General features: G+C 71.8%; 20 protein-coding genes. 13 read left to right on the forward strand and 7 right to left on the reverse strand.

Going from position 1 to position 22,325, the window contains the following annotated elements:
* Nucleotides 1-21 precede the first annotated feature (21 nt).
* The 4 genes from J3A75_RS26040 to J3A75_RS26055 all read right to left on the reverse strand — a co-directional run bounded on the left by J3A75_RS26040 (nucleotide 22) and on the right by J3A75_RS26055 (nucleotide 3,338).
* Complete coding sequence (locus J3A75_RS26040; RefSeq protein ID WP_029359095.1) at nucleotides 22-789, reverse strand: anti-sigma factor family protein; 768 nt, start codon at nucleotides 787-789, stop codon at nucleotides 22-24.
* A 101-nt stretch (nucleotides 790-890) separates the two neighbouring features.
* Nucleotides 891-1,526, reverse strand: coding sequence for a sigma-70 family RNA polymerase sigma factor (locus J3A75_RS26045; RefSeq protein WP_012320859.1), 636 nt, complete (start codon nucleotides 1,524-1,526; stop codon nucleotides 891-893).
* A 57-nt stretch (nucleotides 1,527-1,583) separates the two neighbouring features.
* Entirely contained in the window at nucleotides 1,584-2,150 is a 567-nt protein-coding gene (locus J3A75_RS26050) for a glutathione peroxidase (protein WP_209650813.1), read from the reverse strand.
* Nucleotides 2,151-2,210: 60 nt separating this feature from the next.
* Nucleotides 2,211-3,338, reverse strand: coding sequence for a patatin-like phospholipase family protein (locus J3A75_RS26055; protein WP_024829056.1), 1,128 nt, complete (start codon nucleotides 3,336-3,338; stop codon nucleotides 2,211-2,213).
* 406 nt (nucleotides 3,339-3,744) lie between these two features.
* On the opposite strand from J3A75_RS26055, the gene ispG reads away from it, so the two are divergent.
* From ispG to J3A75_RS26080, 5 genes are all read left to right on the forward strand, one after another.
* On the forward strand, nucleotides 3,745-5,073 hold the full coding sequence (ispG, locus tag J3A75_RS26060) for a flavodoxin-dependent (E)-4-hydroxy-3-methylbut-2-enyl-diphosphate synthase (RefSeq protein WP_024829055.1): 1,329 nt from the start codon (nucleotides 3,745-3,747) through the stop codon (nucleotides 5,071-5,073).
* A 357-nt stretch (nucleotides 5,074-5,430) separates the two neighbouring features.
* Nucleotides 5,431-7,449, forward strand: a complete 2,019-nt coding sequence (locus J3A75_RS26065) for a potassium transporter Kup (RefSeq protein WP_012320863.1) — start codon at nucleotides 5,431-5,433, stop codon at nucleotides 7,447-7,449.
* A 540-nt stretch (nucleotides 7,450-7,989) separates the two neighbouring features.
* The gene (locus J3A75_RS26070) at nucleotides 7,990-8,469 is read left to right on the forward strand and encodes a (2Fe-2S)-binding protein (RefSeq protein ID WP_012320864.1); all 480 of its coding nucleotides are present in this window, start codon (nucleotides 7,990-7,992) and stop codon (nucleotides 8,467-8,469) included.
* Complete coding sequence (locus J3A75_RS26075) at nucleotides 8,466-10,796, forward strand: xanthine dehydrogenase family protein molybdopterin-binding subunit (protein ID WP_012320865.1); 2,331 nt, start codon at nucleotides 8,466-8,468, stop codon at nucleotides 10,794-10,796. Before J3A75_RS26070 ends, J3A75_RS26075 begins: the two co-directional genes overlap by 4 nt.
* 49 nt (nucleotides 10,797-10,845) lie before the next feature.
* Nucleotides 10,846-11,253 carry a hypothetical protein gene (locus tag J3A75_RS26080; RefSeq protein ID WP_012320866.1) on the forward strand — a complete coding sequence of 136 codons (408 nt, stop codon included), beginning with the start codon at nucleotides 10,846-10,848 and terminating at the stop codon, nucleotides 11,251-11,253.
* Between the two features lie 219 nt (nucleotides 11,254-11,472).
* Here J3A75_RS26080 and J3A75_RS26085 read toward each other — a convergent pair whose 3' ends face one another.
* From J3A75_RS26085 to J3A75_RS26095, 3 genes are all read right to left on the reverse strand, one after another.
* The gene (locus tag J3A75_RS26085) at nucleotides 11,473-12,267 is read right to left on the reverse strand and encodes a DUF1194 domain-containing protein (protein ID WP_012320867.1); all 795 of its coding nucleotides are present in this window, start codon (nucleotides 12,265-12,267) and stop codon (nucleotides 11,473-11,475) included.
* A gap of 312 nt (nucleotides 12,268-12,579) precedes the next feature.
* On the reverse strand, nucleotides 12,580-12,804 hold the full coding sequence (locus J3A75_RS26090) for a hypothetical protein (protein WP_012320868.1): 225 nt from the start codon (nucleotides 12,802-12,804) through the stop codon (nucleotides 12,580-12,582).
* Between the two features lie 296 nt (nucleotides 12,805-13,100).
* Nucleotides 13,101-13,814: an SIR2 family NAD-dependent protein deacylase gene (locus J3A75_RS26095; RefSeq protein WP_012320869.1), complete on the reverse strand. Its 714-nt coding sequence runs from the start codon at nucleotides 13,812-13,814 to the stop codon at nucleotides 13,101-13,103.
* Nucleotides 13,815-13,934: 120 nt separating this feature from the next.
* Between J3A75_RS26095 and J3A75_RS26100 the strand changes: the two genes are divergently transcribed.
* The 8 genes from J3A75_RS26100 (at nucleotide 13,935) to J3A75_RS26135 (ending at nucleotide 22,270) form a co-directional block, all read left to right on the forward strand.
* Complete coding sequence (locus J3A75_RS26100) at nucleotides 13,935-14,495, forward strand: isochorismatase family protein (protein ID WP_071000043.1); 561 nt, start codon at nucleotides 13,935-13,937, stop codon at nucleotides 14,493-14,495.
* Nucleotides 14,492-15,592, forward strand: a complete 1,101-nt coding sequence (locus tag J3A75_RS26105; RefSeq protein ID WP_058607167.1) for a GlxA family transcriptional regulator — start codon at nucleotides 14,492-14,494, stop codon at nucleotides 15,590-15,592. Before J3A75_RS26100 ends, J3A75_RS26105 begins: the two co-directional genes overlap by 4 nt.
* Before the next feature lie 164 nt (nucleotides 15,593-15,756).
* Nucleotides 15,757-17,184: a dihydropyrimidinase gene (gene hydA, locus J3A75_RS26110; RefSeq protein WP_012320872.1), complete on the forward strand. Its 1,428-nt coding sequence runs from the start codon at nucleotides 15,757-15,759 to the stop codon at nucleotides 17,182-17,184.
* A 48-nt stretch (nucleotides 17,185-17,232) separates the two neighbouring features.
* Entirely contained in the window at nucleotides 17,233-18,228 is a 996-nt protein-coding gene (locus J3A75_RS26115; RefSeq protein WP_029359100.1) for an ABC transporter ATP-binding protein, read from the forward strand.
* Between the two features lie 17 nt (nucleotides 18,229-18,245).
* Complete coding sequence (locus tag J3A75_RS26120; RefSeq protein WP_012320874.1) at nucleotides 18,246-19,508, forward strand: PotD/PotF family extracellular solute-binding protein; 1,263 nt, start codon at nucleotides 18,246-18,248, stop codon at nucleotides 19,506-19,508.
* 82 nt (nucleotides 19,509-19,590) lie between these two features.
* A complete protein-coding gene (locus J3A75_RS26125; RefSeq protein ID WP_071000044.1) occupies nucleotides 19,591-20,526 on the forward strand; it encodes an ABC transporter permease in 936 nt (311 codons plus the stop codon).
* Nucleotides 20,527-20,528: 2 nt separating this feature from the next.
* Entirely contained in the window at nucleotides 20,529-21,416 is an 888-nt protein-coding gene (locus J3A75_RS26130; protein ID WP_053620829.1) for an ABC transporter permease, read from the forward strand.
* A 170-nt stretch (nucleotides 21,417-21,586) separates the two neighbouring features.
* Complete coding sequence (locus J3A75_RS26135) at nucleotides 21,587-22,270, forward strand: 50S ribosomal protein L25/general stress protein Ctc (protein ID WP_012320877.1); 684 nt, start codon at nucleotides 21,587-21,589, stop codon at nucleotides 22,268-22,270.
* Nucleotides 22,271-22,325: the final 55 nt, after the last annotated feature.

Here is a 22,325-nt window from a genome sequence, read left to right on the forward strand (position 1 = left end):
GGCGGGAGTCCGGCGCGGCGCTCAGCGGCTCGCCGGACCGGCGCCGAGGAGGCTCGCCGCCTGCCGCAGGTCCGCGTCGCTGCGCGGACCGCTCAGGGCGTAGGCGGTGTCGCCCGCGTTCCACGAGACGACGTCGCCGTCGTCCGAGCCGGTGATGAGCGTCGTCGGTCCGCCGCGGATGCCGCGGGTGGCGAACAGCGACGCCTCGCCGAAGCGCTCGGTCTCGAGGGCGACCTCGATCCCGGTGCCGTGCCGGGCGGGGAAGACCTGGATGTCGCGCACCCGCCAGCCGTCGGGCAGGGCCGGCAGGTCGATGCCGGTCGCCGAGCGGAGGCGCGCCCGGTCGTAGACCGGGTCGTCGGCCTGGCCGCCGATGCTCTTGCGCAGCTGCGCCACGACCCGGGCCTGCCGCGCGTCGGCGATCAGGGCCGGATCCGGGGTCGCCGCCAGGGTGTCGGGAACGCCGAAGCGGCCGATCTCGTCGTGGGCCAGCCAGCCCGCGCCCACGAGCACCGCGATGGCCGCGGCCCGCTTGAGCCGCGACGCGACGCGGCGCCAGCGCAGGTTCCGGTCGAAGCGGCGCGCCAGGACCATGTTCCGGTCCGGCCCGGGCCCGGGAACGCGCTCGAAGCAGGCCCGCAGGGCGTCGCGATCGTGCATCTCGGCCATCACCCGGGCCGCGGCCGCGGGGTTGGCCGCGAGATGCGCCTCGACGTCGAGACGGCGCATCGGGTCGATCTGGCCGTCGACGAAGGCGATGAGATCGTCGTCTGTGATCGGATCGATCATCGTGAAGTCCTCGAATCCAGCGTGCCCGGAGGCGATCCGCCGGTCGCAATCGTCAGTCGGCACCGGCGCCCTCGGGTGCCGGTCCTTCGTCAGCTCCGTGCTCAGCTCTCTCCGACGGCGCGTCGCAGAGGCCAGGCGGACCTTTCCCGCGGCTCGTCGGAGACGACGAGCCGGAGGGTGGAGGGCGGCCCGCGCCGCGTCTCGGGTGCCTTGGCCGTCTCCGCGTCGTCGGCGCCGCGGTCGGTCCGCGTCCCCTCCTCGAAGGCCCGCAGGGCCGCACGGCCGCGGCCGAGACGGGACATCAGGGTGCCGATCGGGATGCCGAGAACGGCCGCCGCGTCGGCGTAGGCCATGCCTTCCAGGGTGACGAGGTGGAGCGCGGCGCGCTGCTCCTCCGGCAGCTTCAGGAAGGCCTGCCGGATCTGGGCGAGGCGCACCTGCCCCTCCTGGGCCGGCGGCGCCATGTCCTCGGTCATCCGCACCAGCGTGTCGGCGTGCCGCGCCTCGACCTGCCGGCGGCGCTGCTCGTCGATGAAGGCGTTGTGCAGCACCGTCATCATCCAGGTGCGCAGATTGGTGTTCGGCCGGAGCGAGCCCTGCATCTCCAGGGCCCGCACCAGCGTGTCGTGGACGAGATCGTCGGCCCGCAGCGTGTCGCGGGTGAGCGACCGGGCGTAGCGCCGCAGGGGCACCAGCAGGTCGAGGAGGTCCGGGCGCTTGTTCTTGTCCGATGCCATAGGGTGTGAACGCGTCGGCCCGGCGGTTTAATCCCGCAGGCCGGCCCGGCTGAGAGCTCAGGCCTGATCGAGGGTGGCGGCGATCCCCGAGATGACCCGCGGATCGGTCGGCTCGACCTGCGTGGCGAAGGCCGCCGCGAGGGTGCCGTCGCGGGCGATCAGGTACTTGTGGAAGTTCCAGCGCGGCGTCTCGGCGGGGCGCTCGGCCGCGGCCCAGCGGTAGAACGGATGGGCGCCCGGCATCTTCACCCGGGTCTTGGCCGTGAGCGGGAAGGTGACGCCGTGATTCTCCCGCGCCGCCTCCGCGATGGCCGGCCCGTCCAGCGGCTCTTGGTTGCCGAAATCCGGCGACGGCACGCCCAGCACGACGAGCCCGCGATCGCCGAACCGCGTCCAGAGTGTCTGGAGCCCGGCGAGCTGCCCGGCATAGCCGCAGGCCGTCGCGGTGTTGACCACGAGGACCGGCTTGCCCGCATAGGCGGAGAGCGGCATGGGCGCCCCCTCCGGGGTCTCGAAGGCGAAATCCGTCGCCCGTGCGGTTCCGGCCGGCTGCTCGGCGGCGCGGGCGCCGCCGGCGAGACCGGCACCGAGCAGGATCAGGGCCTCGCGGCGCAGCAGCGTCATGGCAGGTCTCCGGTGCGGACGTTCCGGCGCGTCAACGAACCAGATCGGGAAAGGATCGACCTACTGATACGCCTGCTGCAGGTCGACCGTACAGTCCCGGCCGATCCGCTCGTAGTTCTCGGCGAGCCACGCCTGGGCGGCGGCGCGGCCCTTGTCGCGCAGGCGCTTGAACACGGTCCAGCGCGCGTCGAGCTTGGAGGCGGCGTTGTAGTCCTCCAGGGCGTCGGTGCCGTCGATCCGGTGAATGAGGACCCGGCGGTACTGTCCCTGGCCGAGGATGCCCTCCTCGATCAGCCCGTCGACGAAGTCGATCGCCCGCAATTCCCGCATCAAATTGGCGTTGAAGGTGATCTCGTTGAGCCGGTCGCGGATCTCCGCCTCCGTGCGCGGGGTCTCGCGCCGCTCCACGGGGTTGATCTGGACGAGCACGATGTCGCGGGTCTGGGCGCCGCGATGCAGGGGATAGAGCGGCGGGTTGCCGAGATAGCCGCCGTCCCAGTAGGGCACGCCGTCGATCTCCACCGCCTGGAAGACGGTGGGCAGGCAGGCCGAGGCCATCAGGTGGTCGACGGTCAGGCGCTCGCGCTCGAACACCGCGAGCTTGCCGGTCCAGACGTTGGTGGCCGAGACGAACAGGCCCGCCGTGTCGGCCTCGCGCAGGCGGTCGAAATCGACCTGCTCGGCGAGCGCCTTGCGCAGCGGATTGATGTTGAGCGGGTTCGACACGTAGGGGCTGGGCGCCAGCATCTTGGCCCAGAACTCGGCCACGGGATTGCCCTTCCACAGGCTGAACAGGCCGCTCACGAGATTGCGCTGGGCCGGCCCCAAGTCGCCGTCGAGGCTGACCTCGCGCCAGAACCGCTCCAGCCCCTCGCGGGCGCCGTCCGGGCCGCCCTTGAGCCAGCCATCCACCAGGACGACCGCGTTCATCGCTCCGGCGCTCGCCCCCGTCACCGCCTCGAAGCCGAGGCGGCCGTCCTCGATGAGGGCGTCGAGCACGCCCCAGGTGAAAGCCCCGTGCGCGCCGCCGCCCTGGAGCGCCAGCGCCACCGGCTTCTCGGACCGGGGCCCGGTCAGCGCGGTGCCCGGCACCTGCGCCGGCTGGGCGTCGATCGCGTCCGTGACCGGCGATTCGGGGACGGCGGTGGCGGGATTGTGCGGCTCGGCGCCGCCGAATTGCTCGCTCATGTCGGCCTCCTGATCCGCACGATAGATGGAACACAGATGGTATGCTGCAATGCAGCATCAACCATGCGCCGGGATCGCGACGGGGACCCGGCCGCGCGTCGGCACCCGCGTCCGCACCCGCGTCGGCATGAGCGAATCGGCAACAGCGGCCGACGAAAACCGGCCGGCGGCGCGTCGGACGCCGCCCGGACGTGCAGAAAACTCGACATCCGCGCCCGGATACGACATGACAGCCGCGATGCTGTCCTGCGCGATGCTGCCCCGCGCGGCGCCGGGTTGACGCGGCGCCGGGTCGTCCGCAGCTAACCCGCGGCAGCCCCGAAGTTCCGGCGAGGCGTGTCCCCGGGACCGGCCCGGCAGCCGTCACGGCTCCGGCACCCGCGAGGCGCGCCCGCGAAAGTCCACGATGGAAGTCATGGAAGCCACCCGTTCCGAAATCCCCGCCGACAACCCGCTGGCCGGCGGCGGCCCGGAGATCGCCGGCCCCGCCCCGCGCCACCGCACCGTCGGCGTCACGGTCGGCGAGGGCGACGGCGCGGTCACGGTCGGCGGCGGCGCCCCGATCGTCGTCCAGTCGATGACCAACACCGACACGGCCGACATCGACGCCACGGTGGCGCAGGTCGCCCAGCTCGCCCGGGTCGGCTCGGAGCTCGTGCGGATCACGGTCGACCGCGACGAGGCGGCCGCCGCGGTGCCGAAGATCCGCGAGCGCCTCGACCGGATCGGCGTCCACGTGCCGCTGGTGGGCGACTTCCACTACATCGGCCACAAGCTGCTCGCCGACCACCCGGCCTGCGCCGAGGCGCTGGCCAAGTACCGGATCAACCCCGGCAACGTCGGATTCAAGGACAAGAAGGACACGCAGTTCTCGTCGATCATCGAGCAGGCGATCAAGCACAACAAGACCGTGCGGATCGGCGCCAACTGGGGCTCCCTCGACGGCGAGCTGCTCACCCACCTGATGGACGAGAACGCCAAGGCGCCGCGGCCGATCGACGCCCGCGCGGTGATGCGCGAGGCGATGGTCCGCTCGGCGATCAGCTCGGCCGACCGCGCCGTGGAGCTCGGCCTGCCGCAGAACAAGATCATCCTCTCGGCCAAGGTCTCGGCGGTGCAGGACCTGATCGCCGTCTATCGCGAGGTGGCGCGCCGCTCGGACTACGCGATCCATCTCGGCCTCACCGAGGCCGGCATGGGCTCGAAGGGCCTCGTGGCGGCCTCGGCCGCCATCGGCGTGCTGCTCCAAGAGGGCATCGGCGACACGATCCGGTACTCGTTGACGCCCGAGCCGGGCGGCGACCGGACCGTCGAGGTCAAGGCCAGCCAGGAACTCCTGCAGACCATGGGGTTCCGCACCTTCGTGCCGATGGTGGCGGCCTGCCCGGGCTGCGGCCGCACGACCTCGACCACGTTCCAGGAGCTGGCCCGCGACATCCAGAACTGGATCGTCACCTCGATGCCGGAGTGGAAGAAGACCTATCCGGGCGTCGAGGGACTCAACGTCGCCGTGATGGGCTGCATCGTGAACGGCCCGGGCGAGTCGAAGCACGCCGATATCGGCATCTCGCTGCCCGGGACCGGCGAGACCCCGACCGCGCCGGTCTTCATCGACGGCAAGAAGGCGATGACGCTCCGCGGCCCGACGCTGGCCAAGGACTTCGAGACGATCGTCATCGACTACATCGAGCGCCGATTCGGCCAGCAGGGCGGCACCCGCACCGCCGCCGAGTGAGGAGCGGGGCGGGCCGACGAGCACGCCCCCCCGCGACGGAGGACGCGGCGCCCCGGACCGCGATTCCGGGTCGCCGCGGGCGGGTCCGGATCCCGGGCGCGCCGTGCCCGAAAGGCGCGTCGCGTCGACCTTGACGGGGCGGCCCGCCGCGCCGAGACCCAGCTCCGCGATCTTCGCAGGCGCACACGGTTTCCGGGCGCACGAGGGCATGATAGCAAGGCCGCACGATCCCGCGAGCGGTCGGCCCGGTGGCCGGCCCGCACGGTTCGGCGGAGTCTTCGCGTTTTCTGCCCGGCCCCGACTGGCCCCTGAGCCGAACCGCGAAGCGCCGGCCACGCCCGAGCTTCCGACATCCGCATGAGCCACACCTTCGCACCCGGCGTAGCCCCCCAGCCCGCGCCCGCAGCCCCCGACGCCGCGCGCGCGGCCGACCAGGCCGCCGACGAGACCGGCGCTCCGGCGCCGACCCACGGACCGGCCACCTCCGGCACCCTGGACGCCCCCGAGAAGGCCGAGACCCAGCACGGCCATGCCGGCTTCTGGACGCTGCTGGTCGGCTCCGTCGGCGTCGTCTACGGCGATATCGGCACCAGCCCGCTCTACGCGTTCCGCGAGGCGCTGGTCCCGGCCCGGACCGACGGCATCCTGCTGCCCGAGGAGGTGATCGGCACCGTCTCGCTGATCCTCTGGGCCCTCTTCATGATCGTGACGGTCAAGTACGTCGCGATCCTGCTGCGCATGGACAACAACGGCGAGGGCGGCATCCTCTCGCTGATGGCGCTGGCCCGGAAGGCGCTCGGCGGCTCGCGCATCGTCTTCATGCTGGGGCTCCTCGGCGCCTCGCTGTTCTACGGCGACGCGGTGATCACCCCGGCGATCTCGGTGCTGTCGGCGGTGGAGGGCCTGAAACTCGTCACGCCCGCCCTCGACGAGTACGTCCTGCCGATCACCGTGGTGATCATCGTCGCGCTGTTCCTCGTGCAGAACCGCGGGACCGGGAAGGTGGCGGCCTTCTTCGGGCCGGTGACGATCGTGTGGTTCCTCGCGATGGCGCTCGCGGCGCTGCCGCACATCGGCCTGCACCCGGAGGTGTTCCGCGCGCTCAATCCCTGGCACGCCGTGCACTACCTGCTCGGCCACGGCAGCGGCGCGCTGATCGCCCTGGGGGCGGTGTTCCTGGCGGTGACCGGGGCGGAGGCCCTGTTCGCCGATCTCGGCCATTTCGGCCGCAAGCCGATCCAGGTGGCGTGGATCGGACTCGTCTTCCCGGCGCTGGCCCTCAACTATCTCGGCCAGGCCGCCCTGGTGCTGGAGAAGCCCGACACGGCCGATCCGTTCTTCCAGCTCGTGCCCGCCTGGGGCCTGCTGCCGATGGTGGTGCTCGCCACGATCGCCACCGTGGTGGCGAGCCAGGCGGTGATCACCGGCGCCTTCTCGCTGTCCCGGCAGGCGATCCAGCTCGGCCTGCTGCCGCGGCTGGAGATCCGCCACACCTCCGAGTCGCATGCCGGCCAGATCTACCTGCCGCAGATCAACGCCCTGCTGATGTTCGGCGTCGTGCTGCTGGCGGTGCTGTTCAAGACCTCGTCGTCGCTCGCCTCGGCCTACGGCATCGCGGTGACCGGCACGATGCTGCTCACCGCCTCGCTGACCTTCCTGGTGATGTGGCGCATGTGGAAGTGGTCGCCGGTGGCAGCCGCCGCCGTGATGCTGCCCTTCATCGTCCTCGAGTTCCTGTTCCTGCTCTCCAACCTGATCAAGGTGGTGGAGGGCGGCTACGTGCCGCTGCTGCTCGCGGGCGGCCTCATCATCCTGATGTGGACCTGGGTGCGCGGGGTGACGATCCTGTTCAACAAGACCCGCAAGACCGACGTGCCACTGGTCGAGCTGGTCGGGATGCTGGAGAAGAGCCCGCCCCACCACGTGCGCGGCACCGCGGTGTTCCTGACGAGCGATCCCGAGATCGCCCCGGCGGCGCTCCTGCACAACCTCAAGCACAACAAGGTGCTGCACGAGAAGAACGTGATCCTCACCGTCGAGACGGTGGACACGCCGCGCTCCAACGAGGCCGACAAGGTGCGGATCGAGCCGGTCGGCCCGCACTTCTACCGGGTCGTGATGAAGTTCGGCTACATGGAGACGCCGAACATCCCGAAGACGCTGGTGCTGCTGCGCCGCCAGGGCTTCAAGTTCGACATCATGGCGACGTCGTTCTTCCTGTCGCGCCGCTCGATCCGTCCGGCCGCCCATTCCGGCATGCCGCTCTGGCAGGACCGGATCTTCATCACGCTGGCCAAGAACGCCAACGACGCCACGGACTTCTTCCAGATCCCCACCGGGCGGGTGGTGGAGGTTGGGACGCAGGTGACGGTCTGAGGGCCGCGCCGCCACGGTCGTCGGCACCAGCGTCCTGATCATCCGAGATCCGAACGGCGGTGGCCCTGTCCCGGTCCGCCCGAGCGCGTCGTGCCAGGCGGACGGCACAGGGGCTGCCGCGGGACAGTTCCGGAGCCGCCGCCGACACGACTGCCGCGGTTTGTACTGCCGGCTGGACGGTAATCGGCAGCGGGCGCCCGTCATCGCGCGCAGCGCCCCGGCTGGGGCGCGGTCCCGGGGCGCCGAGCGGACAGGGCCGTCGGCCTGAATCGGCCGACTTTCGTCTACTTGTAGATGGTCGCCCATGTGCGCCGCCGCACGCGGCATGTCCCGCGCGCAGAGGCTCCGGGATGACCGGCCGCCTCCCCGCGTTGCGCCCACCCCGCCGCGTGCCTTAGAATATTTATTATTCTGAGCTTGAGCGTTCGCCCCGCGGCCTGTCCGCAACGGGGAACGTGAGCCGGCTAAGCCGGTCGTGGCCCCCGGCCCGGCTCGGACCCGACTGAACGCCGCTCCGGCGCCGCCAGACAGGACGCAACGATGATCAAACTCACCGTGAACGGGGCTGCGCGCAGCTTCGACGGCGACCCCGACATGCCGCTGCTGTGGTACCTGCGGGACGAGCTCGGGCTCACCGGCACCAAGTTCGGCTGCGGCGTCTCGCTCTGCGGGGCCTGCACCATCCATCTCGGCGGCGCGGCGACCCGCGCCTGCATCACGCCGGTCTCGGCGGCCGCTGGCCAGGAGGTCGTGACCATCGAGGGGCTGTCGCCGGACGGCAACCACCCCGTGCAGGTGGCGTGGCGCGACCAGAACGTCGCCCAGTGCGGCTTCTGCCAGTGCGGCCAGATCATGCAGGCGGCCGCCCTCCTCAAGGACACGCCCAAGCCCACCGACGACGACATCGACACCACGATGAGCGGCAACATCTGCCGCTGCGGCACCTACCCACGCATCCGCGCCGCGATCCATCAGGCCGCCGGCCAGCCGGCGCCCGCCAGCAAGGGAGAGCGCCTGTGATCCACGACGCCAAGCTGAGCGCCGAGCGCGCCGCCGGCACCAGGCCGGCCCTCGACAACGTCAGCCGCCGCGGCATCCTCGGCGGCGCCGGCGCCCTGGTTCTGGCCCTCTCGCTGCGCCCCGCCCGGGCCGACGAGACCCAGACCCAGGAGCAGAAGGAGCAGAAGTTCGGCGCCGACGGCATGCCGCACGGCTGGCGCGACGATCCGAAGATCTTCGTCGCCATCGCGCCGGACGGCACCGTCACGGTGACCAACCACCGCTCCGACATGGGCCAGGGCATCCGCACCTCGGTGGCCTTCACGGTCGCCGACGAGTTGGAGGCCGACTGGTCGAAGGTGAAGGTGGTCCAGGCCTGGGGCGACGAGACCCGCTTCGGCAACCAGGACACGGACGGCTCGCGCTCGACCCGCCACTTCTTCCAGCACTTCCGCCACGCCGGCGCCGCCGCGCGGCTGATGCTGATCCAGGCGGCGGCCAAGCAGTGGGGCGTGCCGGCCTCCGAGGTCACGGCCGTCAACCACACGCTGACCCACGCCAAGTCCGGCCGCACCCTCGGCTACGGCGCGGTCGCCCAGGCCGCCGCCGAGCTGCCGGTGCCCACCGACGTCAAGCTGAAGGACCCGAAGGACTTCCGCTACATCGGCACCGGCAAGATCGGGCTGATCGACAACTTCGACATCACCACCGGCAAGGCCGTCTACGGCCTCGACACCAAGCTCGACGGGATGCTCTACGCGGTCGTCGCGCGCCCGGCCGTCTACGGCGGCAAGGTGAAGTCGTTCGACGACGGCGAGGCCAAGAAGGTCCCGGGCGTCGTGAAGATCTTCAAGATCGACGGCGGCGAGATCCCGTCCGAGTTCATGCCGCTCGGCGGCGTGGCGGTCGTGGCCAAGAACACGTGGGCGGCCATGAAGGCTCGGGACGCCCTCAAGATCACCTGGGACGACGGCCCGAACGCCGGCTACGACACCGACGCGTTCCGCAAGGAGCTGGAGGCCGCGGCCCGCAAGCCCGGCAAGGTCGTGCGCACGCAGGGCGACGTCGACGGCGCCCTGGCCAAGGCCAAGACCAAGGTCCAGGCCGAGTACTTCGTGCCCCACCTCGCCCAGGCGCCGATGGAGCCCCCGGCGGCGGTGGCCCGCGTGAAGGACGGGTTCTGCGAGGCCTGGGCCTGCGTCCAGGGTCCGCAGGCGGCCAACGACCGCCTGATGAAGGCGCTCAAGCTGCCCGACGACAAGGTCAAGGTGAACGTCACGCTGCTCGGCGGCGGCTTCGGCCGCAAGTCCAAGCCCGACTACGTGGTCGAGGCGGCGCTCTGCTCGCAGGCCGTCGGCGGCGCGCCGGTGAAGCTCGCCTGGACCCGCGAGGACGACCTCCACCACGGCTTCTACCACACGATCTCGGTGGAGCACCTGGAGGCCGGCCTCGACGACAAGGGCATGCCGGTGGCGTGGCTGCACCGCTCGGTGGCGCCGACGATCGGCTCGATCTTCGCGCCGGACCCGAAGCACGAGCTGCCGTTCGAGCTCGGGATGGGGCTGGTCAACACGCCGCTCAACATCCCGAACATGCGGCTCGAGAACCCCGAGGCCGCCGCCCATGTCCGCATCGGCTGGTTCCGCTCGGTGTCGAACATCCCGCACGCCTTCGCGATCCAGTCCTTCGTGTCGGAGCTGGCGCACGCCGCCGGCCGCGAGCCGAAGGAGTACCTGCTGGAGCTGATCGGTCCCGACCGGAAGATCAGCCCGACCGAGATCGGCGACGTCTGGAACTACGGCGAGGATCCGAAGCGCTACCCGATCGAGACCGGCCGCCTGCGCGGCGTGATCGAGGCGGCCGCCAAGGGCGCGGGCTGGGGGCGTCAGATGCCCAAGGGCACCGGCCTGGGCATCGCCGGCCACTACAGCTTCGTCACCTACACGGCGGTGGCGGCCGAGGTGGAGGTCGACGACAAGGGCCAGGTCCAGGTGAAGGCGATCGACATCGCGGTCGATTGCGGGCCGCAGGTGAACCCGGAGCGCATCCGCTCGCAGATGGAGGGCGCGGTGGTCATGGGGATGGGGCTCGCCCTCACCTCCGAGATCACCTTCAAGCAGGGCCGCGCGGTGCAGAACAACTTCGACGGCTACGAGGTCCTCCGGATCGATGCTGCCCCGAAGGTGGTCCGCGTGCACCTCGTGCCGACCGGCAGCTACGACGGGCCGCTCGGCGGCGTCGGCGAGCCCGGCGTGCCGCCGGTGGCGCCGGCCATCGCCAACGCGATCTTCGCGGCCACTGGCCGCCGGGTCCGGCAATTGCCGATCCGCGATCAGCTGAGCGCCTGAACCGTCACCCGTCGCGAGACGTTGGGGCCGTGGGGGAACCCGCGGCCCCATGTTTTGGAAAGCACCCGACCCGATGATGCGTCCCGCCCTCACGGCCTGCCTGACCCTGATCCTGACGGCGGTCCCCGCCCTCGCCTCGCCCTGCGGCGACCGGATCGACAGCATGTCGAAGCGCGTCCAGTCCGAGGTGAGCCAGTCGATCTCGGCCAATACCAGCGGCCAGGGCAACGCCGCCAAGCGCGGCGGCGAGGGGCTCACCGGGACGGAGGGGCAGCGGGCGAACGAGTCGCCGCAGGCCCCCCCGGAGAAGGCGGCCCAGGCCGGCCAGGGCGCGGACGCCGCCCAGCAGGCGAAGGTCGCCCTGGAAGAGGCGCGCACGGCGGATCAGAAGGGCGACGCCAAGGGCTGCGAGGCGGCGCTCACCCGCGCCGAGCAGCAGATGAAGAAGGCGCCGTGAGGAGCTTGGCGGAACAGGCCGGAGGCTCGGTGACCGCGCCTCGACATCGCCGTTGATCCAACCCGCACCGTCATCCTGAGGCGCCGGAGCGCAGCGCGGGCCTCGAAGGAGCCGTCCAGAGGCCGCGCGGTCCCCGGAGCCCTCCTCCGCGGCCTCGCCGCGCAATCACCTCAGTCAGGACGAGGAGGAGGATTGGACAGGGTCGGTCCGGCCCTGCCCCTACCGAGCCAGTGCGCTGATCTCGATCACGAACTTCCGCCGCAGCGCCCGCGAGAAGTCGCCGTAGCCGGCGGCCGCCAGCAGGAACGCCCCCGGACCGCCGATGACGTGCGCGCGGTACCACTGCTCCAGACTCGTCCGCTCCTGCGGCAGCGGGGTCGGGAGCAGGCCATAGCCGGGCGCCCGGTAGGCGCCGGCCCCGACCACGTCGTTCTCGCCCGGCACCAGGATCGGCAGGCCGTTGACCGTCGCGCCGGTGTCGAGCAGCGACCGGTGCGCCTCCGTGAGGCTGTCGGCGTCGGTGCAGTTGTCGATCCCGTCGCCGGAGACGTCGACCACCACGCGCTCGGCCGGGACCGGCAGCGCCGGGAGCACGGCGGCGGTCACCGTGCGGAACATCTGGCCGAGGCAGGTGAACTCGCCCGCCTGCCGCGGGGTGGCCCGGACCAGGGCCGCGGCCGCCGCGGCGTCGGCGCGGCCGGCGATCCGCCGCCATCCGACCGCGAGGTTCGCCCGGTCCGCCCAGGTGACCATCGCGAACAGGATCCCGCCCGGATTGCCGGTGATCGCGCCGAGGACCGACGGATCCTCCAGGGCCTCGGCGATGCCCTCCATCTGCAGCCGGAAGCGCGCGTCGTCGACGGATTGCGACACGTCCACGGAGACGACCAGCGCGGTGGCGACGCTCTCGGGCGCAGCTTGAACAGGCTCGGCTGTGGCGGGCGCGAGCCCGAGGAGCAGGAGGCCGGCGCCCCGCAGCACGCCGCGGCGGATCCGTCGCGAACCCGTCCGCATCATCGGCCTCGGCGCTCCCGGAAGGCGCGGCCCTGCGGCCGTCGCGCATCCGTTAGGCCACGTTTCGACGTCGCGCGAAACCGGCCTTTCGGGGGGCCCGCCGCGCGGACCCGCCCGTCGGACCGACGCGCCGCGGGGCAGGCCCGGATGCGCGTCGGCACGGTGTCGTTGGGCGCGAAGCCCGGCCCCGGTGAGGGAGGTTCGCTCCGGCGGCGGTGGCCCGCTCATCTCGGAGGTTGCCCGTCCTCCGGCCCCGTCCCTAGGCCGACCGGGGGGTCGTGACGGGCGGCCTCGGCCGCCCCGGAAGGTGCCTCAGGCCGCCGCGGCCGCGAGCGCGTGCGGGTTGCCGTTCAGGCCGGCGCAGAGATCGTCGATCTCGGCGAGGTCCAGCGCCTCGCCGGCCCGGCCGGCGATGGTGTCGATCAGGTGATCCTGACGGGGGTCGAACGGGTGACCCTGCATCCGGTAGAACTGGTAGTAGCGCAGCGCCGCCAGGACGGTGTCACGCTCGCGGTCGGTTACGGTGAAGTGCTGCATGGGTAGTCGCTTCCCCTTGTGGCTTCAACGAACGCTCGGGTAGGCCGCGACGCCGATCCCGAGCTTGACTGTTGTAACCCGTGGGCAACTGCCCGACCAGTTCTTGACAGCTCGCGCCGATGTGATTCGCGTCATTTAAGATTTTGATCCTGCCCCGGGCCGGCCGGTCACGGATCGAAAAGATCTACTCGGACAATGGCTTGGCAGGATCGACGGCGAGCGCCGCGCGGTCGGGCCTGTCCGCGGCCCGTCACGAATCCCCGCGCGGGACCCGCGCCGCCGGTCCCGCGCCCGCCTCAGAGGCCGAGCTCGGCCAGGTAGCGCGGCAGCGCGGCGCTCGCCGGCCCGTAGCGGGCATCGTCGAAGGCGTCGGCATTGTCGGACGGCTCCAGGTTGACCTCGCAGGTCGGGATGCCGAGGGCCCGCGCCTGCCGCACGTAGCCCGCGGCCGGGTAGACCGCCCCCGACGTGCCCACCGCCACGAACAGGTCGGCCTCGGCCAGCGCCGCCTCGATCGCGTCGAGGTGCATCGGCATCTCGCCGAACCAGACCACGTCCGGCCGCATCCGGCCCGCCGCGCCGCAGGCGGGGCAGCTGTCTGCCCGGCTGAGGTCGGCCCGCCACGGCGTGACAGCGGTGCAGGCGCAGCAGCGGGCCTTGAGCAACTCGCCGTGCATGTGGGTGATCGCCCGCGAGCCGGCCCGCTCGTGCAGGTCGTCGACGTTCTGCGTGCACAGGAACAGCCGCCCGCCCCGCGCGGCGATCCGCGTCTCGGCCCGCGCCAGGGCACGATGCGCGGCGTTCGGCTCGGCCGCGACCACGCCGCGGCGGCGATGGTCGTAGAAGTCGAGCACCGTGTCAGGGTCGGCCGCGTAGGCCTCCGGGGTGGCGAGCTTCATTGGGTCGAACCGCGCCCAGATCCCGCCGCGGTCCCGGAACGTGCCGAGCCCGCTCTCGGCCGAGACGCCGGCCCCGGTGAGCACGAAGATCGTCCTGGGATGGTCCGTCATGGGCTGCTCCTGCGCGCCGGAGATTGGCCGGATCTGTCCGCTGGTTGGCGGTGCGGTTTCTTTCCCGCTGCGTCCGCTCGGTGAATGCTGCGGCTCGCTTCACCGAGCGGGAGACACGAAATGTCCGATGTTGCGCTGCTGGTCATCGATGTCCAGGAATCCTTCCGGCACAGGCCCTTCTGGAACGACGCCGATGTCCCGCCCTTCACCGCGCGCCTTCAGGCGCTCATCGACGGCGCCGCCGCGCGGCGGATCCCGGTCCTGCAGGTGTTGCACGTCGCCGAGAGCGGACTGTTCGCCATCACCTCCGGCCACGTCCGCACCCTCGAGCCGGTCGTGATCACGCCGACGGCCATCTTCCACAAGCGCCGGCACAGCGCCCTTGTCGAGACCGGCCTGTCCGGCTGGCTGACGCAGCACGGCATCCGCCGGCTGATCGTGTCGGGCATCCGGACCGAGCAATGCTGCGAGACCACGGCCCGCCACGCCTCCGACAGCGGCTGGCAGATCGATTTCGTGACGGAGGCCACCCTGACTTTCGCCATGACCCACCCGGACGGCCGCCGCTTCGGCGCGGACGACATCAAGGCCCGGACCGAGCTGGTGCTGGCCGACCGGTTCGCCCGGATCGCCACGGTGGATCAGGCGCTGGCCGGCCCGGACCTGCCGGTCGCCGCGTGAGCGGGGCGGCCCGGCACATCCCGGTCCTCGTGGTCCTGCCGCCGCGCGCGCTGCTGCTCGACCTCGCCGGCCCGCTGGAGGTCCTGCGCATCGCCGGCACCGTCCAGGACCGGGTCGGCTTCGCGGTGGCGTACGCGGCGCCGCGGGCGCTCACCCGCTGCTCGATCGGGCTCGACCTGGGCGGGGCCGGACCTCTGCCGGATACGGTGGCCGACGGGACGGTCGTGCTCCTGCCGGGCTCCGCGACGCGGGTGCTCGGCGACGCGCCGGAGCGGGCGGCCGACGCCGACGCCGACGCGGAGGCCGAGATCGTCGCGTGGCTGCGCGGCGCCGTCCGGCCGGGCCACACCGTCGCGACCGTCTGCGAGGGCGCGCTACTGGCGGCGCGGGCCGGGCTCCTCGACGGCTACGCCTGCACCACCCACCACGCCAGCTGCGACCGGCTGCGGGCGGCGGCGCCCCGGGCCCGGGTGCTGGAGAACCGCCTGTTCGTGCAGGACCGCGACCGGTTCAGCAGCGCCGGCGTCACGGCCGGCATCGACCTGATGCTGCACCTCGTGGCGGAGTGGGCGGGCCCGGCGACGGCGGTTGCCGTCGCGCGGGCGCTCGTCGTGTACATGCGGCGCGGGCCCGACGACCCCCAGCTCTCGCCCTGGCTCGAGGGGCGCAGCCACCTGCACCCGGCGGTGCACCGGGCCCAGGACGCGATCGCCGCCGACCCGGCCCGAGACTGGTCGCCGGCGCTGCTCGGCCGGTTCGTGGGCGCGAGCCCGCGCAACCTCGCGCGGCTGTTCCGGCTCCACGCGGGCATGACGGTGACGGACGCGGTCAACCGGTCCCGCGTCGCGCTGGCCCGCGACCTGATCGCGCGGAGCGATCTCGGCCTGGAGCGGATCGCCGAGCGGGCCGGCTTCGGCTCCGCCCGGCACATGCGCCGCGTCTGGCGGCAGTTCCACGCAGCGGCGCCGTCGAGCCTGCGCGCTCGATCCGCGGATGTGGCGGCCGAGCCGGCCAACCCGCGGCCCGTAGGCCGGGATTCTGCACGGAACCCCGCGAAACACCCGCCCTCGCGAGCGGAGCGAAGCGATCCAGGGTAGCGCCCCGCTCTCCGGCGTCGCGCGGCCCTGGGTCACTGCGCGGCGCGGGTGGATGGACCGACGCGGCCGCCTGTGACCTCCTGCCCCGCCGACCCCGTCCGCCCGAATCGGCGCGGACCGTGCATCGGCCCGGCGCGCCCGTTGGCGCGGAAGGAGTGAGCGGCATGCCCGAATTCGACCTTGCCATCCGGGGCGGCACGGTGGTCACGGCGAGCGACACGGTCCGGGCCGATGTCGGCGTGCGCGGCGGCCGGATCGTCGCGGTGGCCGAGGGCATCGCCGACGCGGCCCGGGTGATCGACGCCTCCGGCCTGCTGGTGCTGCCCGGCGGCATCGACAGCCACGTCCACATCGCCCAGGAGTCCGGCCCCGGCATCGTCATGGCCGACGATTTCGCCAGCGCCACCCGGGCGGCGGCGGCCGGCGGCAACACCTGCGTGATGCCCTTCGCGCTCCAGCCCCGGGGCGCCTCCCTGCGCGGTGCGGTCGACGCCTACAGGGCCCGGGCCGAGGGCCAGTGCCACGTCGACGTGGCGATCCACATGATCATCTCGGACCCGAGCGAGGCGGTGCTCGGCCAGGAGCTGCCGGCTCTGGTCGCCGACGGCTACACCTCGTTCAAGGTCTTCATGACCTACGACGACCTCGTCCTGAACGACCGCCAGCTCCTCGACGTGTTCCACGTCGCGCGGCGGCAGGGCGCCCGGGTCATGGTCCACGCCGAGGGCTACGACGCGATCCGCTACCTCAGCGAGCGGCTGGAGCGGGCGGGCGAGACCAGGCCCTACGGCCACGCCCTGTCGCGCCCCGAGATCGTCGAGCGGGAGGCGGCGCACCGGGCGATCAGCCACGCCGAGCTGATCGACCTGCCGATCGTCATCGTTCACGTCTCGGGCCGCGAGGCCACCGAGCAGATCGCCTGGGCGCAGGCGCGGGGCCTGAAGATCCGGGCCGAGACCTGCCCGCAATACCTGACGCTGACGGCCGAGGACATGAAGGGACTCGGCCAGGAGGATCTCATGGCGGGGGCGAAGTACGTCTGCTCGCCGCCGACGCGGGACGTCGAGAGCCAGGAGGCGGTCTGGTCGGGGATCCGGCGCGGGATCTTCGACGTGGTCTCCTCGGACCATTGCCCGTTCCGCTACGACGACCCGCAGGGCAAGCTGAACCCGCGGGGTAAGACCTCCTTCCGCTGGATCCCGAACGGCATCCCCGGCATCGAGACGCGGCTGCCGGTGTTCTTCTCGGAGGGCGTCTCGAAGGGGCGGATCAGCCTCAACCAGTTCGCCGCGCTGACCGCCACCAACCACGCCAAGCTGTACGGGCTCTACCCGCGCAAGGGCTCGATCGCTCCGGGCTTCGACGCCGACCTCACGCTTTGGGATCCGAACCGGCGCGAGACCATCCGCCAGGCGAACCTGCACCACGGCTCCGACTACACGCCGTGGGAAGGCTTCGACGTCACCGGCTGGCCGGTGGTGACGATCGCGGGCGGGCAGGTGATCGCCGAGGACGGCCGGGTCCTGTCCGAGCCGGGCCGCGGGCGGGTGCTCGACCGGGCCGTCGACCCGGCCGAGCGGCGGGACGCCTGAAGGACGCGCTGGCCCGCCGCTTGCCTGCAGCCCCCGGGGGAGAACCGCATGGACGTCGAGCTGATCGGCCTGACCAAGCGCTACGGCGCGGCCACCGCGGTCGACGGCATCGACCTGAAGGTGCCGTCCGGCGCCTATTGCTGCCTGCTCGGCCCTTCCGGCTGCGGCAAGACCACGACGCTGCGGATGATCGGCGGCCACGAGCGCGCCAGCGCGGGCGACGTGGTGATCGGCCCGAAGGCGGTGGGCGACGCGGCCCCGGCCGAGCGCGGCACCGCCATGATGTTCCAGAGCTACGCCCTGTTCCCGCACCTCGACGCGCGCGACAACGTCGCGTTCAGCCTGAAGATGCGCGGCATCGGCAAGGCCGAGCGCCGCGCCAAGGCGATGGCGATGCTCGACCTCGTGCAGATGGGCCACCTCGCCGGGCGCCTGCCGGCCCAGCTCTCGGGCGGCCAGCAGCAGCGCGTGGCCCTCGCCCGCGCCCTCGTCACCGGCCCGAAGGTGCTGCTGCTCGACGAGCCACTCTCGGCCCTCGACCCGTTCCTGCGGGTGCGGATGCGGGTGGAGCTGAAGCGGATCCAGACCGAGCTGGGCCTCACCTTCATCCACGTCACCCACAGCCAGGAGGAGGCGATGGCGCTCTCCGACCTCGTGGTGGTGATGAATGCCGGCCGGATCGAGCAGGCCGCCGACCCGCGCACCGTGTTCGAGCGGCCGGCCACCGCCTTCGTGGCCCGGTTCATCGGCGGCCACAACGTGATCCGGCTGTCGGAGGGTCTCGTCGCCGTGCGGGCCGACCGGATGCGGCTCGGCGCCGAGGCCGGCCCCGCCGCGCTGCCGGCCCGGGTGGTCGCGGTCGAGTACCAGGGCACCAGCGTCCATGTCGGCCTCGACGCCGAGGGGCTGGAGCGCGCCCCCGAGAGCCCCGCCGCCCTCACCGCCATCCTCAGCGACGCGGCTTACGCGGCCCGCCCGTTCCACCTCGGCGACACGGTCCCGGTCGGCTGGGACGCCGCCGCCGCCCATCGCCTCGACGCGTAACCCGTAGGGAGACGACCATGGACCTGCCCTCGAAGCCGAGCCGCCGCACGCTCCTGAAGGGGGCGGCCGCGCTCGCCGCGACGCCGGTGACCGGCTTCCCGGCGGTGCACGCCGCCGAGCCCGTGACCCTGCGCTACCTCGGGACCGCGGTGAACCAGTCCGCCGACATCGCCCGGAAGGTGAAGGAGGATCTCGGCCTGACCATCGAGTACATCCCGGTGGTGACGGACGAGGTGACCAAGCGGGCGGTCACCCAGCCGAACTCCTTCGACCTGATCGACACCGAGTATTTCAGCCTCAAGAAGATTCTGCCCTCCGGCAACCTGCAGGGCATGGACGCCGGGCGGATCAAGCTCGCCGACAAGATCTCTTCCATTTTCACCAAGGGGGAAGTGGCGGGAAAGCGGATCGGCGACCAGGGCACGGCGCCCCGCAAGGTCTTCTACCTGGAGGGCCAGGAGTCCAAAAAATTTGCCGGCGAACAGACCGGGTGGATCTCGCTGATCCCGACCGTCTACAACGCCGACACGCTGGGCATCCGGCCGGACCTGATCAAGGTGCCCGTCACGAGCTGGAAGGAGCTCCTGAACCCGGCCTTCAAGGGCAAGGCCTCGATCCTCAACATCCCGTCGATCGGCATCATGGACGCCGCCATGGTGGTGGAGGCCACTGGCGACTACACCTACGGCGACAAGGGCAACATGACGAAGCCCGAGATCGACCGCACCATCAAGGTGCTGATCGAGGCCAAGCGCGCCGGCCAGTTCCGGGCCTTCTGGCAGGACTTCAACGAATCCGTGAACCTGATGGCCTCGGGCGAGACGGTGATCCAGTCGATGTGGTCGCCCGCCGTCACCAAGGTGCGGGCGCAGGGCGTGCCCTGCACCTACCAGCCGCTGAAGGAGGGCTACCGGGCCTGGGCCTCGGGCTTCGGCATCCCCAAGACCCTGAGCGGCAAGAAGCTCGACGCCGCCTACGATTTCATCAACTGGTTCCTGTCGGGCTGGGCCGGGGCCTACCTCAACCGGCAGGGCTACTACTCGGCCGTGCTGGAGACCGCCCAGGCGAACATGCAGCCCTACGAGTGGGCCTTCTGGATGGAGGGGAAGCCCGCCGAGAAGGACATCCTCGGCCCCGACGGCACCCTGATCGAGAAGGCCGGCGCCACCCGCGACGGCGGCTCCTTCGACGCGCGGATGGGCGCGGTCGCCTGCTGGAACGCCGTGATGGACGAGAACACCTACATGGTGCGCAAGTGGAACGAGTTCATCGCGGCGTGAGGGCGGTGGGCGCCGCCGCCTCTCCCCGCCCCCTCCCCCGCGGAGGGGGGCGGGATGCATCGGCGCGCGGGGGGCGAATCCGATGACCGATCTCGCCCTGCCCGCCGCCGCGGCCGCCGAGCGGACCGCGGCGCCCGCCGTCGCGGCGCGCCCCCGCCGCCGCGCCCTCGCCTATCTCCAGGCCGCCCCGCTGGCCCTCGTCTTCCTGATCTTCCTCGTGGTCCCGCTGGTGCTCACCGGGATCGTCTCGCTCTGGGAGTACAACGAGTACGAGATCATCCCGGCGCTCACCCTTCAGAACTACGTCGACGTGTTCGACGGCTGCCTGTCGGCCGACCTCTGCACCACGGTGCGCACCTATCTCTCGACGGTGAAGTTCGTAGTGCTGACGCTGGCGATCACCCTGCCGCTCGGCTTCGCCGTCGCGTACTTCCTGGCCTTCCACGTCCGCTCGGGCACGGTGCGGATGGGCCTGTTCCTGCTCTGCACGATCCCGTTCTGGACCTCGAACGTGATCCGCATGATCTCGTGGATCCCGCTGCTCGGCCGCAACGGCCTCGTCAACGACACGCTGCGCAGCCTCGGGCTGATCCGCGCGCCGATCGAGGGCCTGCTCTACTCCGACTTCGCGGTGGTCCTGGCCTTCGTGCACCTCGACACGGTGTTCATGATCGTGCCGATCTTCAACAGCCTCGCCCGGATCGACCGGCGGCTGATCGAGGCGGCGCGCGACGGCGGCGCGTCCGGCGCGCAGATCCTCTGGAACGTGATCCTGCCGCTCGCCAAGCCCGGCATCGCCATCGGGACGATCTTCGTGACGACGCTGGTGATGGGCGACTTCGTCACCGTCGGCGTCATGGGCGGCCAGCAGATCGCCAGCGTCGGCAAGGTGATCCAGGTGCAGATGTCCTACCTGCAGTTTCCGGCCGCCGCCGCCAACGCCGTGGTGCTGCTCGCCGCCGTGCTGCTGATGATCCTGGGGCTCACCCGGATGATCGACCTCCGGCGGGAGCTGTAGCGATGGATCAGCCCCGCGGCCGCGCCTTCTACCTGCTGGCGGCGGTCTTCGCCCTCTACGTCCTGTTCCTCTACGGGCCGACCCTGACGATCCTGGCGCTCAGCTTCCAGGGCCCCTCCGGCGGCCTGACCTTCCCGATGAACGGCGTCTCGACCCACTGGTTCGCCAAGCTGTGGGCGGGCGTCGGCGTGGTCGACATCTGGGCGGCGTTCCGACGGTCCCTGGCGCTCGGACTCGTGGTGATGGCGCTGACCGTCGGGATCGCCTTCTACGCGGGCCTCGCCTTCCGGAAGGGGTTTTGGGGCGCAGGCCTCGTCTTCGCCCTGGCGGTGTCGAGCCTGATCGTGCCCTCGATCGTGGTCTCCCTCGGCATCGGGCTGGAGTTCCGGCTCCTCGACGACGCCGTGAAGGCGCTCGCCGCCGCGACCGGCTGGGGATTCCTGCAGGATCACGGCACGCTGATGGGCCTCTACACGTCGGCGCTGGGAGCCCATCTCACCTGGACGCTGCCCTTCGGCCTGCTGATCATGTTCGCGGTGTTCAACCGGTTCGACCCGGCCTACGAGGAGGCCGCCCGCGACCTCGGCGCCAGCGGCCCGCAGACGCTCCGCCACGTGGTGGTGCCGATCCTCGCGCCCGCCCTCGTCGGCGTCGCCCTGTTCGGCTTCACCCTGTCGTTCGACGAGCTCGCCCGCACCAGCCAGGCGATCGGCGGCCGCAACACCCTGCCGCTGGAACTGCAGGGTCTGACCACCACGGTGACGACGCCCGAGATCTACGCCCTCGGCACGGTGACGACCGCCGTCTCGGCCCTGGTGATCGGCACGGCGCTCGGCCTGACCCTGTGGCTGCAGAAGCGCCGGGCGCGGCGGGCGCTGGCCGGCCTGTGATCGATGCCGGTCGGCCGCGCCGCCGCATTGCCAATCCGCCCCCGCCCGTGTAAGCGCACGGCGCGCCCCCGAGACACCCTTGGAGGCAGGGGCGCGCCGGGAAGGATGTGGCCGTCCGCCAGGGGCGGCCTTTTCGTTTTCCGGCTCCAGCAATCGTAAAGGATCACGCCATGAGCGCTGTGAAGACGCTTGAGGCCGTGGCACGCGACCGGGTCGGCAAGGGGGCCGCCCGGGCCGTTCGTCGCCAGGGCCAGATTCCCGCCGTCATCTACGGGGGCGGCCAGCCGCCGCAATCCATCGCGGTCGACCTCATCCGCACCCGCACCCTGATCTACGCCGGCGGCTTCAAGACCACGCTGTTCGAGATCAACGCCGGCGGCAAGAAGGTCCGCGCGATCCCGCGCGACTTCCAGCTCGACCCGGTGACCGGCGTGCCGCTGCACGTCGACTTCCTGCGCGTCGTCTCGGGCCAGACCGTCACGGTCGAGGTGCCGGTGCACTTCGTCAACGAGGACGCGGCCCCCGGCATCAAGAAGCTCGGCGGCACCCTCAACATCGTGGCCCACACGCTGAGCCTCGAGGTCGCCCCCGACCAGATCCCGGACGCGATCGAGGTCGACTTGACCGGCCGCGCGATCGGCGACGTCATCCACGTCTCCGACATCAAGATCCCGGCCGGCACCTACACCGGCGAGGCGACCGACCCGGTGGCCAACATCGTGCCGCCGACCGTGCTGGGCGCCGAGGTGGAGGCCGAGGAGGCCGCCATCGCCGAGGCGCAGTCGGCCGAGGCCGCCGAGGAGAAGGCCGAGGAATCCGCCGAGGACGAGAAGAAGGACGGCGAGGAGGCCTGAGCCTCGTCGCTCTCTGTCACGCGACGCGAGAGCCCCGGCCCTGCCGGGGCTCTCT

Origin of the sequence: Methylobacterium sp. PvP105 (genome assembly GCF_017876975.1) — a bacterium.
In the GTDB taxonomy this organism is placed as follows: Bacteria; Pseudomonadota; Alphaproteobacteria; order Rhizobiales; family Beijerinckiaceae; genus Methylobacterium; species Methylobacterium radiotolerans.